This is a genomic window from Nocardioides aquaticus, assembly GCF_018459925.1.
Lineage (GTDB): Bacteria > Actinomycetota > Actinomycetes > Propionibacteriales > Nocardioidaceae > Nocardioides > Nocardioides aquaticus.
Genome location: NZ_CP075371.1, coordinates 881159 through 897594 on the forward strand (window position 1 = coordinate 881159; position 16436 = coordinate 897594).

At 75.0% G+C, this 16436-nt stretch carries 10 protein-coding genes; 5 read left to right on the forward strand and 5 right to left on the reverse strand.

Features of this window, described 5'->3' with window-relative positions; genetic code table 11:
• Nucleotides 1–79 precede the first annotated feature (79 nt).
• Together ENKNEFLB_RS04315 and ENKNEFLB_RS04320 are read right to left on the reverse strand one after the other, a co-directional pair.
• Nucleotides 80–1744 (reverse strand): sensor histidine kinase, encoded by a 1665-nt coding sequence (locus ENKNEFLB_RS04315; RefSeq protein ID WP_214058069.1) that lies wholly within the window; start codon nt 1742–1744, stop codon nt 80–82.
• A gap of 122 nt (nt 1745–1866) precedes the next feature.
• A complete protein-coding gene (locus tag ENKNEFLB_RS04320; protein ID WP_214058070.1) occupies nt 1867–3879 on the reverse strand; it encodes a fibronectin type III domain-containing protein in 2013 nt (670 codons plus the stop codon).
• A 305-nt stretch (nt 3880–4184) separates the two neighbouring features.
• Between ENKNEFLB_RS04320 and ENKNEFLB_RS04325 the strand changes: the two genes are divergently transcribed.
• The 3 genes from ENKNEFLB_RS04325 to ENKNEFLB_RS04335 all read left to right on the forward strand — a co-directional run bounded on the left by ENKNEFLB_RS04325 (nt 4185) and on the right by ENKNEFLB_RS04335 (nt 10465).
• The gene (locus ENKNEFLB_RS04325; RefSeq protein WP_214058071.1) at nt 4185–5654 is read left to right on the forward strand and encodes a helix-turn-helix domain-containing protein; all 1470 of its coding nucleotides are present in this window, start codon (nt 4185–4187) and stop codon (nt 5652–5654) included.
• A 79-nt stretch (nt 5655–5733) separates the two neighbouring features.
• Nucleotides 5734–7059 carry an MFS transporter gene (locus tag ENKNEFLB_RS04330; RefSeq protein ID WP_214058072.1) on the forward strand — a complete coding sequence of 442 codons (1326 nt, stop codon included), beginning with the start codon at nt 5734–5736 and terminating at the stop codon, nt 7057–7059.
• Between the two features lie 166 nt (nt 7060–7225).
• A complete protein-coding gene (locus ENKNEFLB_RS04335) occupies nt 7226–10465 on the forward strand; it encodes a reprolysin-like metallopeptidase (protein WP_214058073.1) in 3240 nt (1079 codons plus the stop codon).
• Between the two features lie 142 nt (nt 10466–10607).
• Here ENKNEFLB_RS04335 and ENKNEFLB_RS04340 read toward each other — a convergent pair whose 3' ends face one another.
• Both ENKNEFLB_RS04340 and ENKNEFLB_RS04345 read right to left on the reverse strand, forming a co-directional pair.
• Entirely contained in the window at nt 10608–12014 is a 1407-nt protein-coding gene (locus ENKNEFLB_RS04340; protein WP_246535834.1) for an FAD-binding oxidoreductase, read from the reverse strand.
• A 123-nt stretch (nt 12015–12137) separates the two neighbouring features.
• Nucleotides 12138–12902, reverse strand: a complete 765-nt coding sequence (locus ENKNEFLB_RS04345) for an IclR family transcriptional regulator (protein ID WP_246535835.1) — start codon at nt 12900–12902, stop codon at nt 12138–12140.
• Between the two features lie 92 nt (nt 12903–12994).
• Here ENKNEFLB_RS04345 and ENKNEFLB_RS04350 point away from each other — a divergent pair, with 92 nt between their 5' ends.
• Nucleotides 12995–15244: a malate synthase G gene (locus tag ENKNEFLB_RS04350; protein WP_214058075.1), complete on the forward strand. Its 2250-nt coding sequence runs from the start codon at nt 12995–12997 to the stop codon at nt 15242–15244.
• Between the two features lie 28 nt (nt 15245–15272).
• Complete coding sequence (locus ENKNEFLB_RS04355) at nt 15273–15710, forward strand: GlcG/HbpS family heme-binding protein (RefSeq protein WP_214058076.1); 438 nt, start codon at nt 15273–15275, stop codon at nt 15708–15710.
• Between the two features lie 89 nt (nt 15711–15799).
• Here ENKNEFLB_RS04355 and ENKNEFLB_RS04360 read toward each other — a convergent pair whose 3' ends face one another.
• On the reverse strand, nt 15800–16357 hold the full coding sequence (locus ENKNEFLB_RS04360) for a hypothetical protein (protein ID WP_214058077.1): 558 nt from the start codon (nt 16355–16357) through the stop codon (nt 15800–15802).
• Between the last annotated feature and the right edge of the window lie 79 nt (nt 16358–16436).

Here is a 16436-nt window from a genome sequence, read left to right on the forward strand (position 1 = left end):
CGCTCGCGGACAGCCGAGATGACGCTCGCGGACAGCCGAGATGACGCTCGCGGCGCGTCGAGACGACGTTTGCGGCGGCTCACCGCACGTGGATCCTCGGGGGTCCGCTCGCGGGGACGGCGGTCGTCGACGCCACCGTGGCCAGCGATCCCGGGGCGGGGCGGTCGGGCAGGAACAGGTCGAAGCCGCGGCGGACGCGGTCGTAGGAGGCCGAGCCACCGTGCGCCTCGACGAGGTCGCGCACGACCGACAGGCCCAGGCCGGACCCGGCGGCGGCGTCCACGTGCTCGGGGGCACGGGAGTACCGGTCGAAGAGGCGGTCGACGAACGCCTCGGGCACGCCGTCACCGGCGTCGTCGACGCTGATCGAGACCCCGCCGTCGTCGGCGCGGGCGCGCAGACGGACGGGCTCGGCGCCGTACTTGAGCGCGTTCGAGACCAGGTTGCCGAGGACCTGCTGCAGCCGCAGCGGGTCGGCGACCAGCGGCAGGTCCAGGTCGCCCTCGAGGTGGACCTCGGCGTCGGGGAACGCGGCGACGACCTCCTCGAGGACGGTGCCGACCCGCAGGGTGCGGGAGTGGATCTCGAGCACGCCCTGGTCGGCCTTGGTCACGGTGACCAGGTCGTCGATCATCAGGGTCAGCCGCCGGGTCAGGTCCTGGCCGCGGCGGACCATCCGGGCGGCCTGCTCGCGGGGGAGGTCCGCGTCCTCCAGCAGCTCGAGGTAGCCCGCGATCCCCGTCACCGGGGTGCGCATGTCGTGGGTCACGACGGCCGTGAGGTGGTCGCGCGCGGCGTGGGCCTCGCGCAGGGCGGCGTTCTGCGCGGCCAGGCGGACGGCGTCGAGGCGCACCCGACGGTGCAGGGCGGTGATCTCGCGGAGCAGGGCGAGCAGCACGACGACGGCGGCGGCGAGGGCGAGCAGACGGGCGGCGTACCAGCCGAGGGTGAACCGGTCGGCCGCGAGCAGCGTCAGCGCGACGTCGCCGCCGGTCGCGACGACGGCGACGAGCGCCCAGCCCTCCGGGCCGACGCGGCGGCGGGCGGCGAACCCGCGAAGCGCGAGCCCGAGGGAGACCAGGACGACCACGGCCATCGGCGGGCCCACGGTGCGGGTCAGCGCGGTGTAGTCGGCGCCGTCGATCACCGCCGGGACGGTGGCCGAGCCGATCGTCGCCCAGGCCACGACGACCAGGGCCGCCAGGACGACGACGCCCTGGCTGGTCAGGATCCGGCGGCTGCGCGCCTCGGGGCGGTCCAGGAGGTCGTGCACGGCGGGGGGCCAGGGCACCAGGGCGAGGCCGAGCAGCAGGGCGAACCCGGCGTGCCACGACGTCCACAGCCAGGCGGCGCTGCTGGGCGCGGCGTTCAGCAGGCCGTCGGGGGCGAGCACCCCGGGGAAGGTGAGTCCGTGGAAGAGCACGGTCACCGAGGAGAAGGTGTAGGCCCACGACAGCGCCAGCAGGCGGGGCCCGGCGCCGGTGCGGTACTGCTCGGTCAGCAGGACCGCGGTGAGCAGGTCGATGCCCAGGACGAGGGTGAGGAACGCCGGCAGGAACGCCGGGGTCTCGCCGAGCGGCTGGCGGGCGACGACGAGCAGGACGAGCACGAGGGGGACCAGGGCCGCGGCAACGAGGAGGACCGTACGGCGGGCCGAGTCGCCGGGCCGGTCGTCGCGGCGGTCCCTGCGGTCCTCGGGTGCGGAGCCGTCGCGGGGAGGGGAGATCAGGCTGGCGGCGACCACGTCAGCATGATCGGTGCCACGGGCCGGAGCGTGAAGTGCCTTCCCGGGTGAGGCCGCCGAGATGGCGCTCGCGGACGGCCGAGATGACGCTCGCGGCGCGTCGAGGTGACGGTTGCGGCGCCTCACCGCACGCGGATCGTCGTGGCGGCGCTCGCGGGCGAGGTGCCGACGCGGTTGGTCGCCGTGACCCGGACGGTGTGCCGGCCGCGGGAGACCCCCTTCACCACGACGGCGCGCCTCGTCGCCGCGACCTGCCTGCTGCGCTCGCCGCTGACCAGGACCGTGTAGCCGGTCACGGGCGCCCCGTTCGCCGCGGCCGGGCGCCAGGTCACCGTCGCCGTCGTCCCGCGCACCGAGACGCCTGGCGCCGCCATCCGGACCGGCGCGGCGGCCGGTGTCACCGGGGCGGACGCCGCGGAGGCCGGTGAGCTGCCGACGGCGTTCACGGCGGTGACCACGAAGCGGTACGGGGTCCCGTTGGCCAGCCCGCTCAGCGTGGCCGAGCGCGCGTCGCCGCCGAGCACCGCGGTCGCGCCGCCGGGGGTGCTGGTGACGGAGTAGGAGGTGACGGGGGAGCCGCCGTCGGCGGTCGGGGCGGTCCACGACACGCGGGCCCGTCCGGGGCCGGCGGTGGCGGTGACACCGGTGGGGGCCGGGGGTGCGGTGGCGGCGTCGGGGTCCGGCGCCGGGTCGGGGTCGCAGCCGGGCGCCTCGACGTCGTACGCCCCCAGGCTCGCGTAGGTGGTCCACCCGGCGCTCACGCCGTCGACCACCGCACCGCTGCCGGCGCCCGCGACCTCCACCAGGTAGCGGCCGTCGGCGGGCACGCCCAGCGCGGCGTCGAGCCCGTACGCCCGGGTGTCGTCGGTCCGCCCGGCGACCGGGTCGTCGGTGACGAGCACCGAGCCGTCGGGGGAGAGGAGCCGCGCGACGACGTCGAGGTCGGGGCTCGCCGAGGGGCTGCGGACCGTGACCACGCTGCCCGCGCTGCACTGACCGAGGGTGAAGGTGTCCCGGTCGGCCGCCGAGGTGACGTAGGCCGTCGCGGGCGGGGGTCCGGGCGGCTCGTCGGCGCGACGCGGGAGGTGCTTGCCGATCAGGGCGAGGTCGTCCTCGCGGTTGCTGGCGCCGGCGTACTCGCCGCGGCTCCACTGCGTCAGCGGGCGGCCGTAGCCGACGCCCATGATCGGGGCCCAGGCGCCGTGGCCGCCGTAGTAGGCGTCGCGCGCGGTGCCGTCGTGGTCCAGGCCGAGGGTGTGCCCCACCTCGTGGCTGGTGGCCTCGGCGACCGCCTTGGGGGACTGGCCGAGAGCCTGCGGGAAGACCCACGCCGTCTGGTAGTCGCCGCCCAGGAGGCTGAAGACGTCGACGTAGGCCAGGCCGCCGCACGGGTCGCCGCACAGTGCCGAGAGGGCGGGGTCGCTCGGCGTGACGAGCGCGCGCACGCCGTACGTCGGGTCCTCCGGGCTGTCGCGCTCGAGGCCGGCCCGGCCGGGGTCCTGCGTGGTGACGTCGACGTCGTAGGCCGCGAAGTCTTCGCTGACCATGGACCAGACGAGCTGCACCGCGGCGCGCTCGGCGTCGTCGAACGCGGGCCCGTTGCCACCGAGGTCCCACGCCGGGTAGACCCCGGGGACGTGCCACGCGTCCTCGTCGTCGGTCGTGTGGCCGTCGACGTCGATCAGGATCGTACGGCTGGCGCCGGGGTTGCTGTGTAGCGCGAAGGTGTCGCCCAGCGGTGCTGCGGCCTGACGCAGGAGCCGGCCGTCGGGGACGACCGGGGGCGGGTCGCTCGCTGCGGGCTCGACGTAGAAGAGGAGGCCGTCGGTGTCGAGGCGGGCGGTGCGGTCGGAGCGCAGCAGCGTGGCCAGGTCGCGAGGGGCGACGTCGTTGCGTCGGGCCGCCGTCGGGAGCCGGTCGCCGAGCTCGCGGAGCGCCGCCGTGCCGCCGGCGGGGTCCTCCAGCAGCGGGTCGTCCCGGTCGGTGGTACCGGTGGCGCGGTCCTCGGCGGGCACGGCCACCGGTGGGCCGGCGGGTGAGGCGGCTGCGGGGGTCGGCGGCAGCGCGGCGACGACCCCGAGCGCGAGCACTGCGGACGCGACCCGGGCGGACGCGGCTCGGACGACGTGGTGCACGGACCCTCCCTCGGACTCTCGGACCCTAGACGCGGCGGAGGCGGCGCGGGGCCGTTCGACCGGACCGGGCCGGACGTCCTGTCCGGAATCGTCATCTCGAGGCGCCGCGAGCGTCATCTCGGCCGGTCGGGAGGGTCACCTCGGCTTGTTTCGCAGACGGGGTCCGGGGGAAATATCGGAGGGGGCTCGGGGGGCCGGAGGTCCCCGAGCCGCCAGCGCTCCTACTAGCGTGCCGCCAGCAGGTCATCAGAGGTCCTGCCCGGGACGGAGGGAGGACCGGCGTGACCGGTGGGCGACCACAGACGGTGCTCGACGACGAGACCGACCTCAACGGGCCCCGCGTCGACGTCGACCGCCGGGTCGGGTGGGTCCTCCGGATGGCGCGCATGACGACCCCGGGACCCGCAGGCGGGCCGCTGCGCCTGGAGGCGATGGCCGAGGCCGTCGGCGTCAGCACCACGCGGCTGCACCGCGTCGAGACCGGCGCGACGCGCAGCGGCCAGGTCACGGACGCCTACGAACGGGTGCTCGCGATGCCCGAGGGCTCCCTGCGTGCCCCCGTCGACGTGGCCTGCCGGACCTTCCCCTACGCCCAGCCCGACCGCGACCCCGGGCAGCCGGTCACCTCGACGCAGGAGATGTCGGCGCTGACCGAGGCGCTCCAGGGCCCGGAGCCGGCCGCGGGACAGTGGCTGCGCTGGGCGCGCGCCCTGGCCCAGCCCGGGGCGATCGGGCTCCCGGAGCGGCTGGCCCGCGACCTCGTACGCCGCCTGGCCGACGAGATGTCCCGCTCGGTCGGGCACGCCTACCCGGCCCGGTACGAGGCGCTGGCGCTGCTGCGCTGCAGCGCCTACGGCCACCTGGTGCTCGAGGTCGCGCAGGAGGTCGTCGGCGACCCGCACGTGCAGGTGATGTACGACCTGATGAGCGCGGTGGGGGAGCGGCCGACGCCCGAGGCGCTGGCGTGGTGCCTGGAGCTGCTCGACGCCGGGCGGGACCGGCTCGTGATCGGGGGCGCGCTGGCGATCGAGGCGATGGCCGAGGTCACCGGGCAGGGGTTCTGGGCGCCGGTGGTGGCGCCGCTGGTCGACCGGCTCGACGCCGCCGAGGAGGGCACCACCCGCCACGACTGGCTCTCGCACCTGCTGCGGCTCGTGCCGCGCCCGGTGGTGGCCGGCAGCGGTCGCCGCCCGGTGCACCCGCTGGCGCCGGTCCCCGCGATCCCCGACTGGTCACGGACCAGGGTGAACCAGCACTGGTCGGAGTGCCAGGAGCGCGCCTGGACCATCACCGAGGAGCTCCGGCTCGGCCCCCAGCCGATGCTGGCGCGGCTGCTCTTCGACATCGCGATCGGGCCGTACGAGAGCCGCGCGGCGACCTCGCACATCCTGCTGCGCGGGGTGCCGGTGCTCGCGGCCGAGGTCGGCACCCAGGTCGGCGAGATCGTCGACGGCCACCCCGACCCGCTGGTGCGCGAGCGCGCCGGACGCCGCCTGATCGGCACGATGGACCACCGCTACCACCCGCTGGCGACGCGATGGATCGCCGCCGGCAGCGCCGAGGAGCGCGACCGGGGGCTGCGGCTGGCCGGCTCGGCCGGGCACCTGGTGCCGGAGGAGGAGCTGCGTGCCGGGCTCACCGAGGCCGCGCTCTACGCCGCCGGCCTGACCGGGCACCCGTGCCTGCCGGCGCTGGCGGCCGACCCGACGCTGACCGAGCGGGTACGCGGCGCGGCGGCGTGGTGGCTGCGCGCGGGACCGCGCGTCCTGCACTAACGCACGACCGGCGGAACCGGCGGAACCGGCGGAACCGGCGGCCGGAATGGGCGGGGGCCCGGCGGCGTTGGGTCGTCTCGTGAAGCCCGACGACTCCCGCCGCGTCTCGATGCTGCTGGGACTCCTCTTCGGCCTGGCCGGGATGGGCTCCTCCTCGGCCGCTGTCGCGCTGCCGCTGCTGGGTGACGAGCTCGGCGTGAGCGTGTCGGTGGCGACCTGGACGATCAGCCTCTACGCGCTGATGCTCGCGGTCACCACGGCCGTCTACGGCCGGATCTCCGACCTCGTCGGCATCCGGATCCCGATGCTGGTGGGGATCGGGCTGATGGCCGGCGGCGCGCTGGTCGCTGCGTTCGCGCCGACCTTCGAGGTGCTGCTGGGCGCCCGGCTGGTGCAGGGCGCGGGGGCCGCCGCCGTACCGACGCTCGGGGTGGCCGGGCTCTCGGCCCGCTACGACGGCGCGGTCCGCGGGCTCGCGCTGGGACGGCTGGCCGGCGTCGCCGCGGCCGTGAGCTGTCTCGGCCCGCTGCTCGGCGGACTGGTCGAGCAGGCCTTCGGCTGGCGCGCGGTGATGGCGCTGCCGGTGCTCGGGGTGCTGGTGCTGCCCCTGATCTGGCGGGCGCTGACCGGCGAGGGCAGCGGCGCGCGGCTCGACGTGCTCGGCGCGGTGCTCGTCGCCGGCACCGCCGGTGGGCTCGTGCTGCTGGTGCAGTCGCCCTCCACCGGGCTCACGGTGGCCCTGGTCGGGATCGCGATGATGGCGCTCGGCGTCCCCGCCGTGGTCGGCTGGACGCGCCGCCGCCCCGACGGGTTCCTGCCGGTCGAGGTGGTCCGCAACGCCACGGTGGTCCGCAGCGCGCTCGCCGCCGCGGCCGTGCCGGCGGCGTGGTTCGCGCTGCTGGTCGGGGTGCCGGCGGTGCTGGTCGGCGAGGGCTGGGAGCCCTGGCAGGTCGGCATGCTGCTGCTGCCCAGTGCGGTCCTCGCGCTGCTCACCCCGCGGCTGGCCGGGCCGATGCTGGATCGGTTCGGGGCGACCCGGTCGCTGGTGGTCGCCGGGGTGATGGCCTCGCTCGCGCTCGTGCTCGCCTCCGTGGGCCTGGGCCTGGTGGCCCCGGTGCTGGTCGGCCTCGCGGTCGCGCTGGTCACCGTCGCCTTCGGGATCGGCCAGCCGGCGCTGTCGGCCGCGGTCGGCGACGCCGTACCGGCCGAGGTACGCGGGGTCGCGCTCGGCGTGGCCACCCTGCTGTTCCTGGTCGGCGGGTCGGTCGGCTCCGCGGTCGTCGGCGGCCTGGGCGGCCTGGTCGGCATCCCGGTCAGCCTCGCGGTCCTCGCGCTGCTGCCGGTGCTGGGCCTCGTCGCGCTGCGGCCCGAGCTGGGACGCGCGTCGGCGCGTACCCCCGCCTGACGAGACGACGCTCGCGGACAGCCGAGATGACGCTCGCGGCGCCTCGAGGTGACGGCAGCGGCGGGGCCGAAGGTCCCGATTCGTGACGCGATCGTGACGACCCGTCCGGGGTCAGGTGGCCCGGGCCCGGGGTAGGAACGGGGTCCACCTACGAAGGAGAACAGCGTTGTCCCGACGCACATCCCGGAGCGGACCTCGGGTCCGGCTCCGCACGGCGGCCCTCGGGGGCCTGGCCGTGACCCTGCTGGCCGGCTCGGCCCAGCTCACCGCCGCCCCCGCCGGGGCGGCACCCGCACCCGCGGCGCCGGCTCCCGGCACCGACCTGTGGAGCCCGGTGTCCGCGCGGCTGCCCGACGCGGGCGACCTGCGTCCGCGCGTGCAGCCCAGCGACTACCGCGCCTACAGCCTCGACCAGGCCGGCCTCGACGCGCTGCTGGCCACCGCCCCCGACGAGGACGCCCGGGGCGCCGCCACCGGCGCCGCGAGCATCCTCGTCCCGGCGCCGAACGGCGAGCTCGTCGAGTTCGCGGTCGTCGAGTCGCCGATCATGGAGGACGGGCTGGCCGCGGCCAACCCCGACATCACGACGTACGCCGGGCGCGGGGTCGAGGACCCGACGGCGAGCATCCGCCTCGACGTCACGCCGATGGGCTTCCACGCCTCGGTGCTCGGTCCCGGCGACACCGCCGCGTGGTACGTCGACCCCGCCTTCAACGGCGACGACCGCCTCTACCTGTCCTACCTCGGCGCCGACCTGCCCGAGCCGCAGAAGGGCCTGATCGAGCCCCCGGAGGCCGTCGACCTGCACGCCGAGGACGTCCAGCGCGCCGGGGCCGCCGCCGGTGAGGCGCCCAGGGACCTCGTGCAGCGCCGGACGTTCCGGCTGGCGCTGGTGACCGACCCGTCGTACTCGACCTACTTCGGCCCGGAGAACGTCCTGGCCGAGAAGGTCACCCTGATGAACCGGGTCAACCAGATCTACAACGACGACCTCGCCGTGCGGATGGTGCTCATCGACGGCACCGAGGACCTGGCCTTCGACACCCTCGCCGAGGCCGTCGAGCCGGGCGGGGCCTGCGGCGCCAACCCCTGCTACACCGAGGCCCAAATCACCCAGGGCTGCGGCGGCTCGCTGCTGAACGCCAACCGGATCGCGCTCGGCCAGATCGTCGGCGCGAGCGCGTACGACGTCGGCCACATCGCGCTGGGCATCAACGGCGGCGGCATCGCCGGGCTCGGCGTCATCGGCGGCAGCCGCAAGGGCGCCGGCTGCACCGGCCTGCCCCAGCCCGAGGGCGACTTCATGGCCATCGACTACGTCGCCCACGAGCTGGGCCACCAGTTCGGCGGCCCGCACACCTTCAACGGCACCCAGCTGAACTGCTCCGGCGGCAACCGCTCCGGCGGGTCCTCGGTCGAGCCCGGCTCGGGCTCCTCGGTGATGGCCTACGCCGGCATCTGCCGCCAGGACGACCTGCAGCCGCACACCGACCCGTACTTCAGCCAGCGCAGCATCTCCGACATCACCGGCACGATCCTGGCCGGGCGCTCGGACCTCAACGAGGTGCAGCAGGTGTCGCTGGCCGGGTTCGGCTCCGACGGTCTGGGCTTCCGGCTGCGCTACGACGGCCAGGTCACCGAGCGCATCGTGCGCGGGGTGAACTACGACGCGGCCGGCATCAAGGCCGCCCTCGACGCGGTGCTGGCGCCCTCGACGGTGACCGTCACGGCGTACGGGAGCAACTCGCCGCTGGTGGGCGACACCGGGTTCCAGGTCACCTTCGACGGCGGTCCGCTGGCCGGCACCGACCTCGACCTGCTCGAGGTCGTCGACCCGTCGGTCACCGTGACCGGCGCCGTGGACGAGACCGACCAGGGCGGCCCGCAGGCCAACGGCGGCAACGAGGTCGAGTCCTTCGGCAACCGCGCCCCCGAGGTCGACGTGCCCGCGGCGGCGACCATCCCGGTCCGCACGCCCTTCGCGCTCACCGGCGAGGGCACGGACGTCGACGGCGACGCGCTGGTCTACTCCTGGGAGCAGAACGACCGCGGCGGCGCGACCGGCACCGCCCTGGTCGACCAGGTCAAGACCAACGGTCCGCTGTTCCGCATGTTCGACAGCTACGCGCCGGTGACCCCGGCCGGCACCCTGCAGTACGACTCGCCGGGGGAGAACCAGGCCACCGGCGACCCGAGCCGGACCTTCCCCGACCTCGACCAGGTGCTGGCCAACAACACCAACGCCGTCTCGGGCGCCTGCCCCGCGCCGCCGGCCGCACCCACCACCGGCGGCAGCAACGTGCCGGTGGAGCTGCGCGAGTGCTTCGCGGAGTGGCTGCCCACCGCCGCGTACACCGGGGACGCGCTGGCCGGCAACACCGAGCCGTCGCTGAACTTCCGCCTGACCGCCCGCGACCTGGACCCCCAGGCCGGCGGCACGGCGTACGGCGACGTCGAGCTCACGATCGACCCGAGCGCCGGACCGTTCCTGGTGACCGGGAAGAACACCGCGGGGACCGCAGCGGTCGCCACGCGTACCGAGAACCTGACCTGGGCGGTGGCCGGCACCGAGGACCTCGCGCCCACGGTGACGATCTCGCTGTCCACCGACGGGGGCCAGACCTACCCGACGGTGCTCGCCGACCGGGTCCCCAACGACGGTGCGCAGCTGGTCACCTGGCCGGACACGCCCACCGAGGAGGGGCGGATCAGGATCGAGGCCGACGACAACTACTTCTTCGACGTCACCGACAACGACCTGACCATCCTGGCCGACCCGTCGCCGGAGCCCGAGCCCGACACGGCCCCGGAGACGACCGTCACCGAGGGGCCGGGCGCGATCCTGGACTCCGACGCGGCGGACTTCACCTTCGGCTCCGACGCCGAGGGTGCGACCTTCTCCTGCACCGTGGACGGGCAGGCCACGACGTGCGAGGACGGTGCGCTGACGCTGGCCGACCTCGACGCCGGGACCTACGAGGTCGCCGCCACGGCGACCTCGGCGGGCGGCACGGCCGACCCGACGCCGGTGGTCTCGCGGTTCACGGTCCCGGTCGACGACCGGGAGCTGGACCGGGCGCGCGGCACCTGGCGCGAGCGGTCGCGCGACGCGGCGTTCCTCGGCACGGTGTCGGTCTCGACGTCGCGTCGCGACGTCCTGGTACGACCGGTGGCCGACGCCGAGCGCCTCGTGCTGCTGGCCGAGCGCGGACGCGGCGCCGGCAGCGTCCGGGTCCTGCTGGGTCGTCGGGTCCTCGACGTGGTCGACCTGTCGGGCCGCAACGGCCGGAAGGCGCGGATCGACCTCGGGAGCTTCGCCGAGCCGGTCGACGGACGGGTCCGCCTGGTCACGACCAGCGACGACCGCGTGCGCATCGACGGGCTGGCGGTGGTCGAGGCGCCGTGACCGGCTGACGGCCCGTCAGCAGAGCGACGAGAGGCCCGCCGCAGACACCTCGGGGTGTCCGCGACGGGCCTCTCGGCTGTCCGGAAGCGTCATCTCGACGCGCCGCAACCGTCATCTCGGCTGTCCGGGAGCGTCATCTCGGCTAGTAGCCGGCCCCCGGGTTGAGCAGGCCGGCCGGGTCGAGCGCGTTCTTGATGATGTGGTTCAGCGCCAGCACGTCGTCGCCGAGGTAGGCGTTGAGCCACTCCTTCTTGAGCCGGCCCACGCCGTGCTCGCCGGTGATGGTGCCGCCGAGGGCGATGGCGAGGTCCATCACCTCGCCGTAGGCCTTCCGGGCGCGAGCCTCGGCGTCGGCGTCGGTGGGGTCGAAGACGATCAGCGGGTGGGTGTTGCCGTCGCCGGCGTGGGCGATGACCGCGATCATCACGTCGCGCTCGGTGGAGATGTCGGCGATGCCGCGCACCAGGTCGCCGAGGGCCGGCAGCGGGACGCCGACGTCCTCGAGCAGCAGGGTGCCCTTCTCCTCGACGGCCGGGATCGCCATCCGGCGGGCCACGACGAACTGCTCGCCCTCCTCCTTGTCGGTGGTGGAGAAGACCTCGCTGGCGCCGTTCTCCTCGCAGATGCCGGTGATCTTCTCGATCTCGGCGGCGGCGTAGTCGACCGGCTCGTCGGACTGGATGATCAGCATCGCCTCGGTGTCGCGGTCCAGGCCCATCTTGGTGACGTCCTCGACGGCGTTGATCGAGGCCTTGTCCATGAACTCCAGCATCGAGGGCCGCATGGTGCGGGTGATGCCGAGGACGGTGGCGGTGGCCTCGTCGAGGGTCTTGAAGGTCGCGATCAGGGTGGCCGGCGGGCGCTGCAGCGGCACGAGGCGGAGCACGATCTCGGTGACGACGCCGAGAGTTCCCTCGCTGCCGACGAACAGCTGGGTCAGCGACAGCCCGGCGCTGTCCTTGAGCCGGGGACCGCCGACGGTGATCACCTTGCCGTCGGCCAGCACGACGGTCAGCCCGAGCACGTAGTCGCGGGTGACGCCGTACTTCACGCAGCACAGGCCGCCGGCGTTGGTGGCGATGTTGCCGCCGATGGAGCAGATCTCGTACGACGACGGGTCCGGCGGGTACCAGAGGTCGTGCTCGGCGCAGGCCTTCTTGACCTCGGCGTTCAGCAGGCCCGGCTGCACCACGCAGGTGCGGGTCACCGGGTCGACGCGGATGTCGCGCATCCGCTCGGTCGACAGCACCATGCAGCCCTCGAGCGCCGAGGCGCCGCCGGACAGGCCGGTGCCGGCGCCGCGGGGGACCACGGAGATGCCGTGCTCGGCGGCGAAGGTGATCGCGGTGGCGACGTCCTCGGTGCAGGTCGCCCGGACGACCACCAGCGGGGTGCCGGCGTTCGGGTCCTTGGCCCAGTCCATCCGGTAGCCGGCCATCGAGTCGACCTCGGTGATCACCGCCCCGTCGGGCAGGGCGTCGATCAGCGGTGCGAGGTCGGGGCCGTCAGCGGCGGACCTGGTGGTCGGGTCGGCGGTCGTGGTGGACACGGGGCACTCCCAAGGGGTGACGTCTGAGCGGTTCCACGATGCGGATTCCGTCAGGCGGAACAAGTGGTCACCGTCACCCTCCGCCGTCTGCGCGCCCGTGTCAATCCCGCGCAGGGGTGGGCGTCAGGCGCCGTCGCGGCCGGCGACCAGGCGTACGGCGGCCGCCTGCAGCGCGGGGACGGCCCGCTCGACCACGTCGTCGGTGACCCGGGTCAGCGGGCCGGAGACCGAGACGGCCATGCCCACGCCGGCTCCGCCGACCGGGACCGCCACGCAGCGCACGCCGAGCTCCTGCTCCTCCTGGTCCTCGGCGTAGCCGCGCTCGCGCACGAGGGCGAGCGCGTCGCGCAGCGCGGGCAGGGTGGTGAGCGTGTGCGCGGTGTGGCCCGGCAGGCCCTCGCGCGCCGCGACGGCGGCGACGGCGGCGTCGTCGAGCTGGGCGAGCAGGGCCTTGCCGACCCCGGTGCAGTGGAGCGCGACCCGATGACCGACCTGGGTGAACATCCGCATGGCGTAGCGGCCGGGGACCTGGGCGACGTACTCGGCGCGGGGGCCGGCCAGCACGGCCAGGTTGGCGGTCTCGCCGAGCTCGTCGACCAGGTCGGCCAGCACGCCCTCGGCGACCTCGCCGAGCAGCGCGGTGGCGGTGGTGCCCAGCGGCACCAGGCGGAACCCGAGCGCGTAGCGGCGGTCGGGGCGCTGGCGCACGTAGCCCCGCTCGACCAGGGTGCGCAGCAGCCGGTGCGCCGTGGCGGCGGGGATGCCGGCGGTCTCGGCGAGCTCGGCCAGCGGCAGGTGGCCGCCGTGGGCGCCCGCCGCCTCGAGGGCCGCGACCAGGTCGAGGGAGCGGTGCAGCGACTGCACCCCGCCCCCGGATGCGGTTGACACCTCGGGCACCTCCTGGAAACCTTCCGACTGATGCGACCACTCTTCCACATCGTGGAACGAGCCGCCAGAGATCGTTAGTCGAGGAGCCCGCAGTGAGCCAGGCACAGGACCAGACCCAGCAGGACGCGTACGACCGCCACGTCGAGGTCGCGGGGATCCGCGTCCATCCCGTGCTCCACGCCTTCGTCCGCGACGAGGCGCTCCCGGGCTCCGGGGTCGAGGAGGACGCGTTCTGGTCCGGTCTCGCCGGCGCGCTGGCCGACCTGGCCCCGCGCCAGCGGGCGCTGCTCGCGAAGCGCGACGAGCTGCAGCAGACGATCGACGCCTGGCACCGCGAGCATCCCGGGGCGGTGACCGAGGAGGGCTACGCCGAGTACGAGGCGTTCCTCCGCGAGATCGGCTACCTGGTCGAGGCGCCGGAGCAGGTCGAGGTGACCACCGAGGGCGTCGACGTCGAGGTCGGCTCGACCGCCGGCCCCCAGCTGGTGGTCCCGCTGCTCAACGCCCGCTTCGCCACCAACGCCGTCAACGCCCGCTGGGGCTCGCTCTACGACGCGCTCTACGGCTCCGACGTGATCGGCACCGACGGCGGCAAGGAGCCCGGCTCGTCCTACAACCCGACCCGCGGCGCGGCCGTCGTCGCCCGGGCCAAGGCCTTCCTCGACGAGAGCTTCGCGCTCGAGGCCGGCAGCCACGCCAACGCCACGGCGTACGCCGTCGACGACCAGGGCCTGGCCGTGACGGTCGACGGCCAGGTCCGTCGCCTGGCCGACCCCGACCAGCTCGTCGGGCACCGGGGGAGCACCGACGCGCCCGAGGCCGTCGTGCTGCGCCACCACCACCTGCACGTCGAGGTGCAGGTCGACCGCGACGCCCCGATCGGGCGCGACGACGCCGCCGGCGTCAAGGACCTGCTCGTCGAGGCCGCGGTCACCACGATCATGGACCTCGAGGACTCCGTGGCCGCCGTCGACGCAGACGACAAGACCCTCGGCTACCGCAACTGGCTGCACCTGATGAAGGGCACGCTGGCCGAGGAGGTCACCAAGGGCGGGAAGACCTTCACCCGCGCGATGAACCCCGACCGCGTGCTCACCGGGCGCGACGGCGCCGAGACGACCCTGCCGGGCCGGTCGGTGCTCTTCATCCGTCAGGTCGGCCACCTGATGACCACCGACGCCGTGCTCGACGCCGAGGGGAACGCGGTGCCCGAGGGCATCCTCGACGCCTTCGTCACCGGCCTCGGCAGCACCCACGACGTCCGCGGCGGCGAGACCGGCCCCGACGGGAAGCCGCGCCTGGTCAACTCCCGTGCCGGCGCGATGTACGCCGTCAAGCCGAAGATGCACGGTCCCGACGAGGTGCAGCTGACCTGCGACCTGTTCGACCGTGTCGAGGACGCCCTCGGCCTGCCCCGCCACACGGTCAAGGTCGGCATCATGGACGAGGAGCGTCGTACGTCGGCCAACCTCATCGCCTGCCTGCAGGTCGCCCGCGAGCGGGTCGCCTTCATCAACACCGGGTTCCTGGACCGCACCGGCGACGAGATCCACACCGACATGGAGGCCGGCCCGGTCGTCCGCAAGGGCGCGATGAAGTCGGAGTCCTGGATCAAGGCCTACGAGGACGCCAACGTCGACGCCGGCCTCGCCGCGGGCTTCCGCGGCCGCGCCCAGATCGGCAAGGGCATGTGGGCCGCGCCCGACGAGCTCGCCGCGATGCTCGAGCAGAAGGTCGGCCACCCGCAGGCCGGCGCCAACACCGCCTGGGTGCCCTCGCCGACCGCGGCGACGCTGCACGCGCTGCACTACCACCAGGTCGACGTGGCCGCGCGCCAGGAGGAGCTCGCCGCCGGCGGACGCCGCGGGACCCTCCAGCAGCTCCTCACCATCCCGGTCGGCGACCCGGCCGACTGGAGCGCCGAGGACCTGCAGGCCGAGCTGGACAACAACTGCCAGGGCGTCCTGGGCTACGTCGTGCGCTGGGTCGATGCCGGCGTCGGCTGCTCCAAGGTCCCCGACATCACCGGCACCGCGCTGATGGAGGACCGGGCCACCTGCCGGATCTCCTCCCAGCACGTCGCCAACTGGCTGCGCCACGGCGTGGTCACCACCGAGCAGGTCGAGGAGACGCTGCGCCGGATGGCCGCGGTCGTCGACGAGCAGAACGCCGGGGACGACACGTACGTCGCGATGGCCCCGGCCTTCGACGGCCAGGCGTTCCTGGCCGCCCGCGAGCTCTGCCTCGAGGGCACCGCCCAGCCGTCGGGCTACACCGAGCCGATCCTGCACCGCCGCCGCGCGGCCCGGAAGGCCGAGCTGGCCGGCACCAGCACCTCCTGACCCTCACCCCAACGCAAAGGACCACCGCATGAGCACCCAGCACCTCGACCTCGAGACCGCCCGCACGATCGTCTCCGGCGCCCGCGCCTCCGGCCGCGAGCAGGGCCTCAAGCCGCTGACCGTCGTCGTCCTCGACCCCGGCGGCCACATCGTCGTCGCCGAGCGCGAGGACGGCGCCTCGATCGGCCGCGTCGACATCGCCCGCGGCAAGGCCCACGGCGCGCTCGCGCTCGGGATGGGCTCGCGCTCGATCATGAACCGCGCCGAGCAGCAGGCCTACTTCGTCGCCGCGGCCGGTGCCGCGATCGGCGGCTCGCTGGTCCCGGTCCCCGGCGGCGTGCTCATCCGCTCCGGCGACGGCGACCTGCTGGGTGCCGTCGGCATCACCGGCGACACCTCGGACAACGACGAGACCGCCGCCGTCGCGGGCATCGAGGGCGCCGGCCTGGTGGCCCAGCCCGACTGAGCCGAGATGACGCTCGCGGACAGCCGAGATGACGCTCGCGGCGCGTCGAGGTGACGGTTCTGGCGCGTCCGGATGACGGGTACGGGCGGCTACTCGGGCCCGCCGGGCCGTACGTCCATCGCCCGGGCCGCGGTCGCGAGGGCCCGCGCCCGCCGCGCCTCGGGTGAGGTCTGCTCCCAGCCGGCGCTGAGCCCGGTCAGCCGGGCGAGGGCCTGCGCTGCCTGGGGCTCCGCGTGCCGGGCCAGGTCGCGCTCGGCCGCCTCCAGCAGCGGCAGCGCCTCCTCCAGGCTCTCCTGCGAGGCGCCGCTGCGACGCCGGTGGGGGAGTCGCCGGCGCTCGGCCTCGAGCGCCTCGCGCAGCGTGCGTACCGCGGCGTGCACCTCGGGGTAGGAGCGCTGCAGGCGTCGGCCGCGGCTGCGCCACCCCGCGGCGAGCAGGGCGACCAGCGCGCCGCCCACCCCGGCGACGCCGGCGGAGGCGACCTGCCAGCCGAGCAGCACGAGCAGCCAGACGAGCAGCGCGAGCAGCACGGACCCGCCCAGGGCGAGCACGACCAGGCCCCACCCGCTGTCGACGAACCAGCGCAGCCGCGAGCGCACCGGCCCGTCCGGCCGGACGATCACGTCGTCGGGGTCGTCCTGGTCCACCGCGGCAGCATCCCACCGCGGCACCCCGCCCCGGGACGCAGCACGCCGCCGCCGGCAGGAGCCGGCGGCGGCGTGGGGT

Bases quoted from the DNA above. Each gene is read 5' to 3' on its own strand.
- ENKNEFLB_RS04355 (WP_214058076.1), top strand. From the start codon at position 15,273: ATGAGCACCCAGCACCTCGACCTCGAGACCGCCCGCACGATCGTCTCC.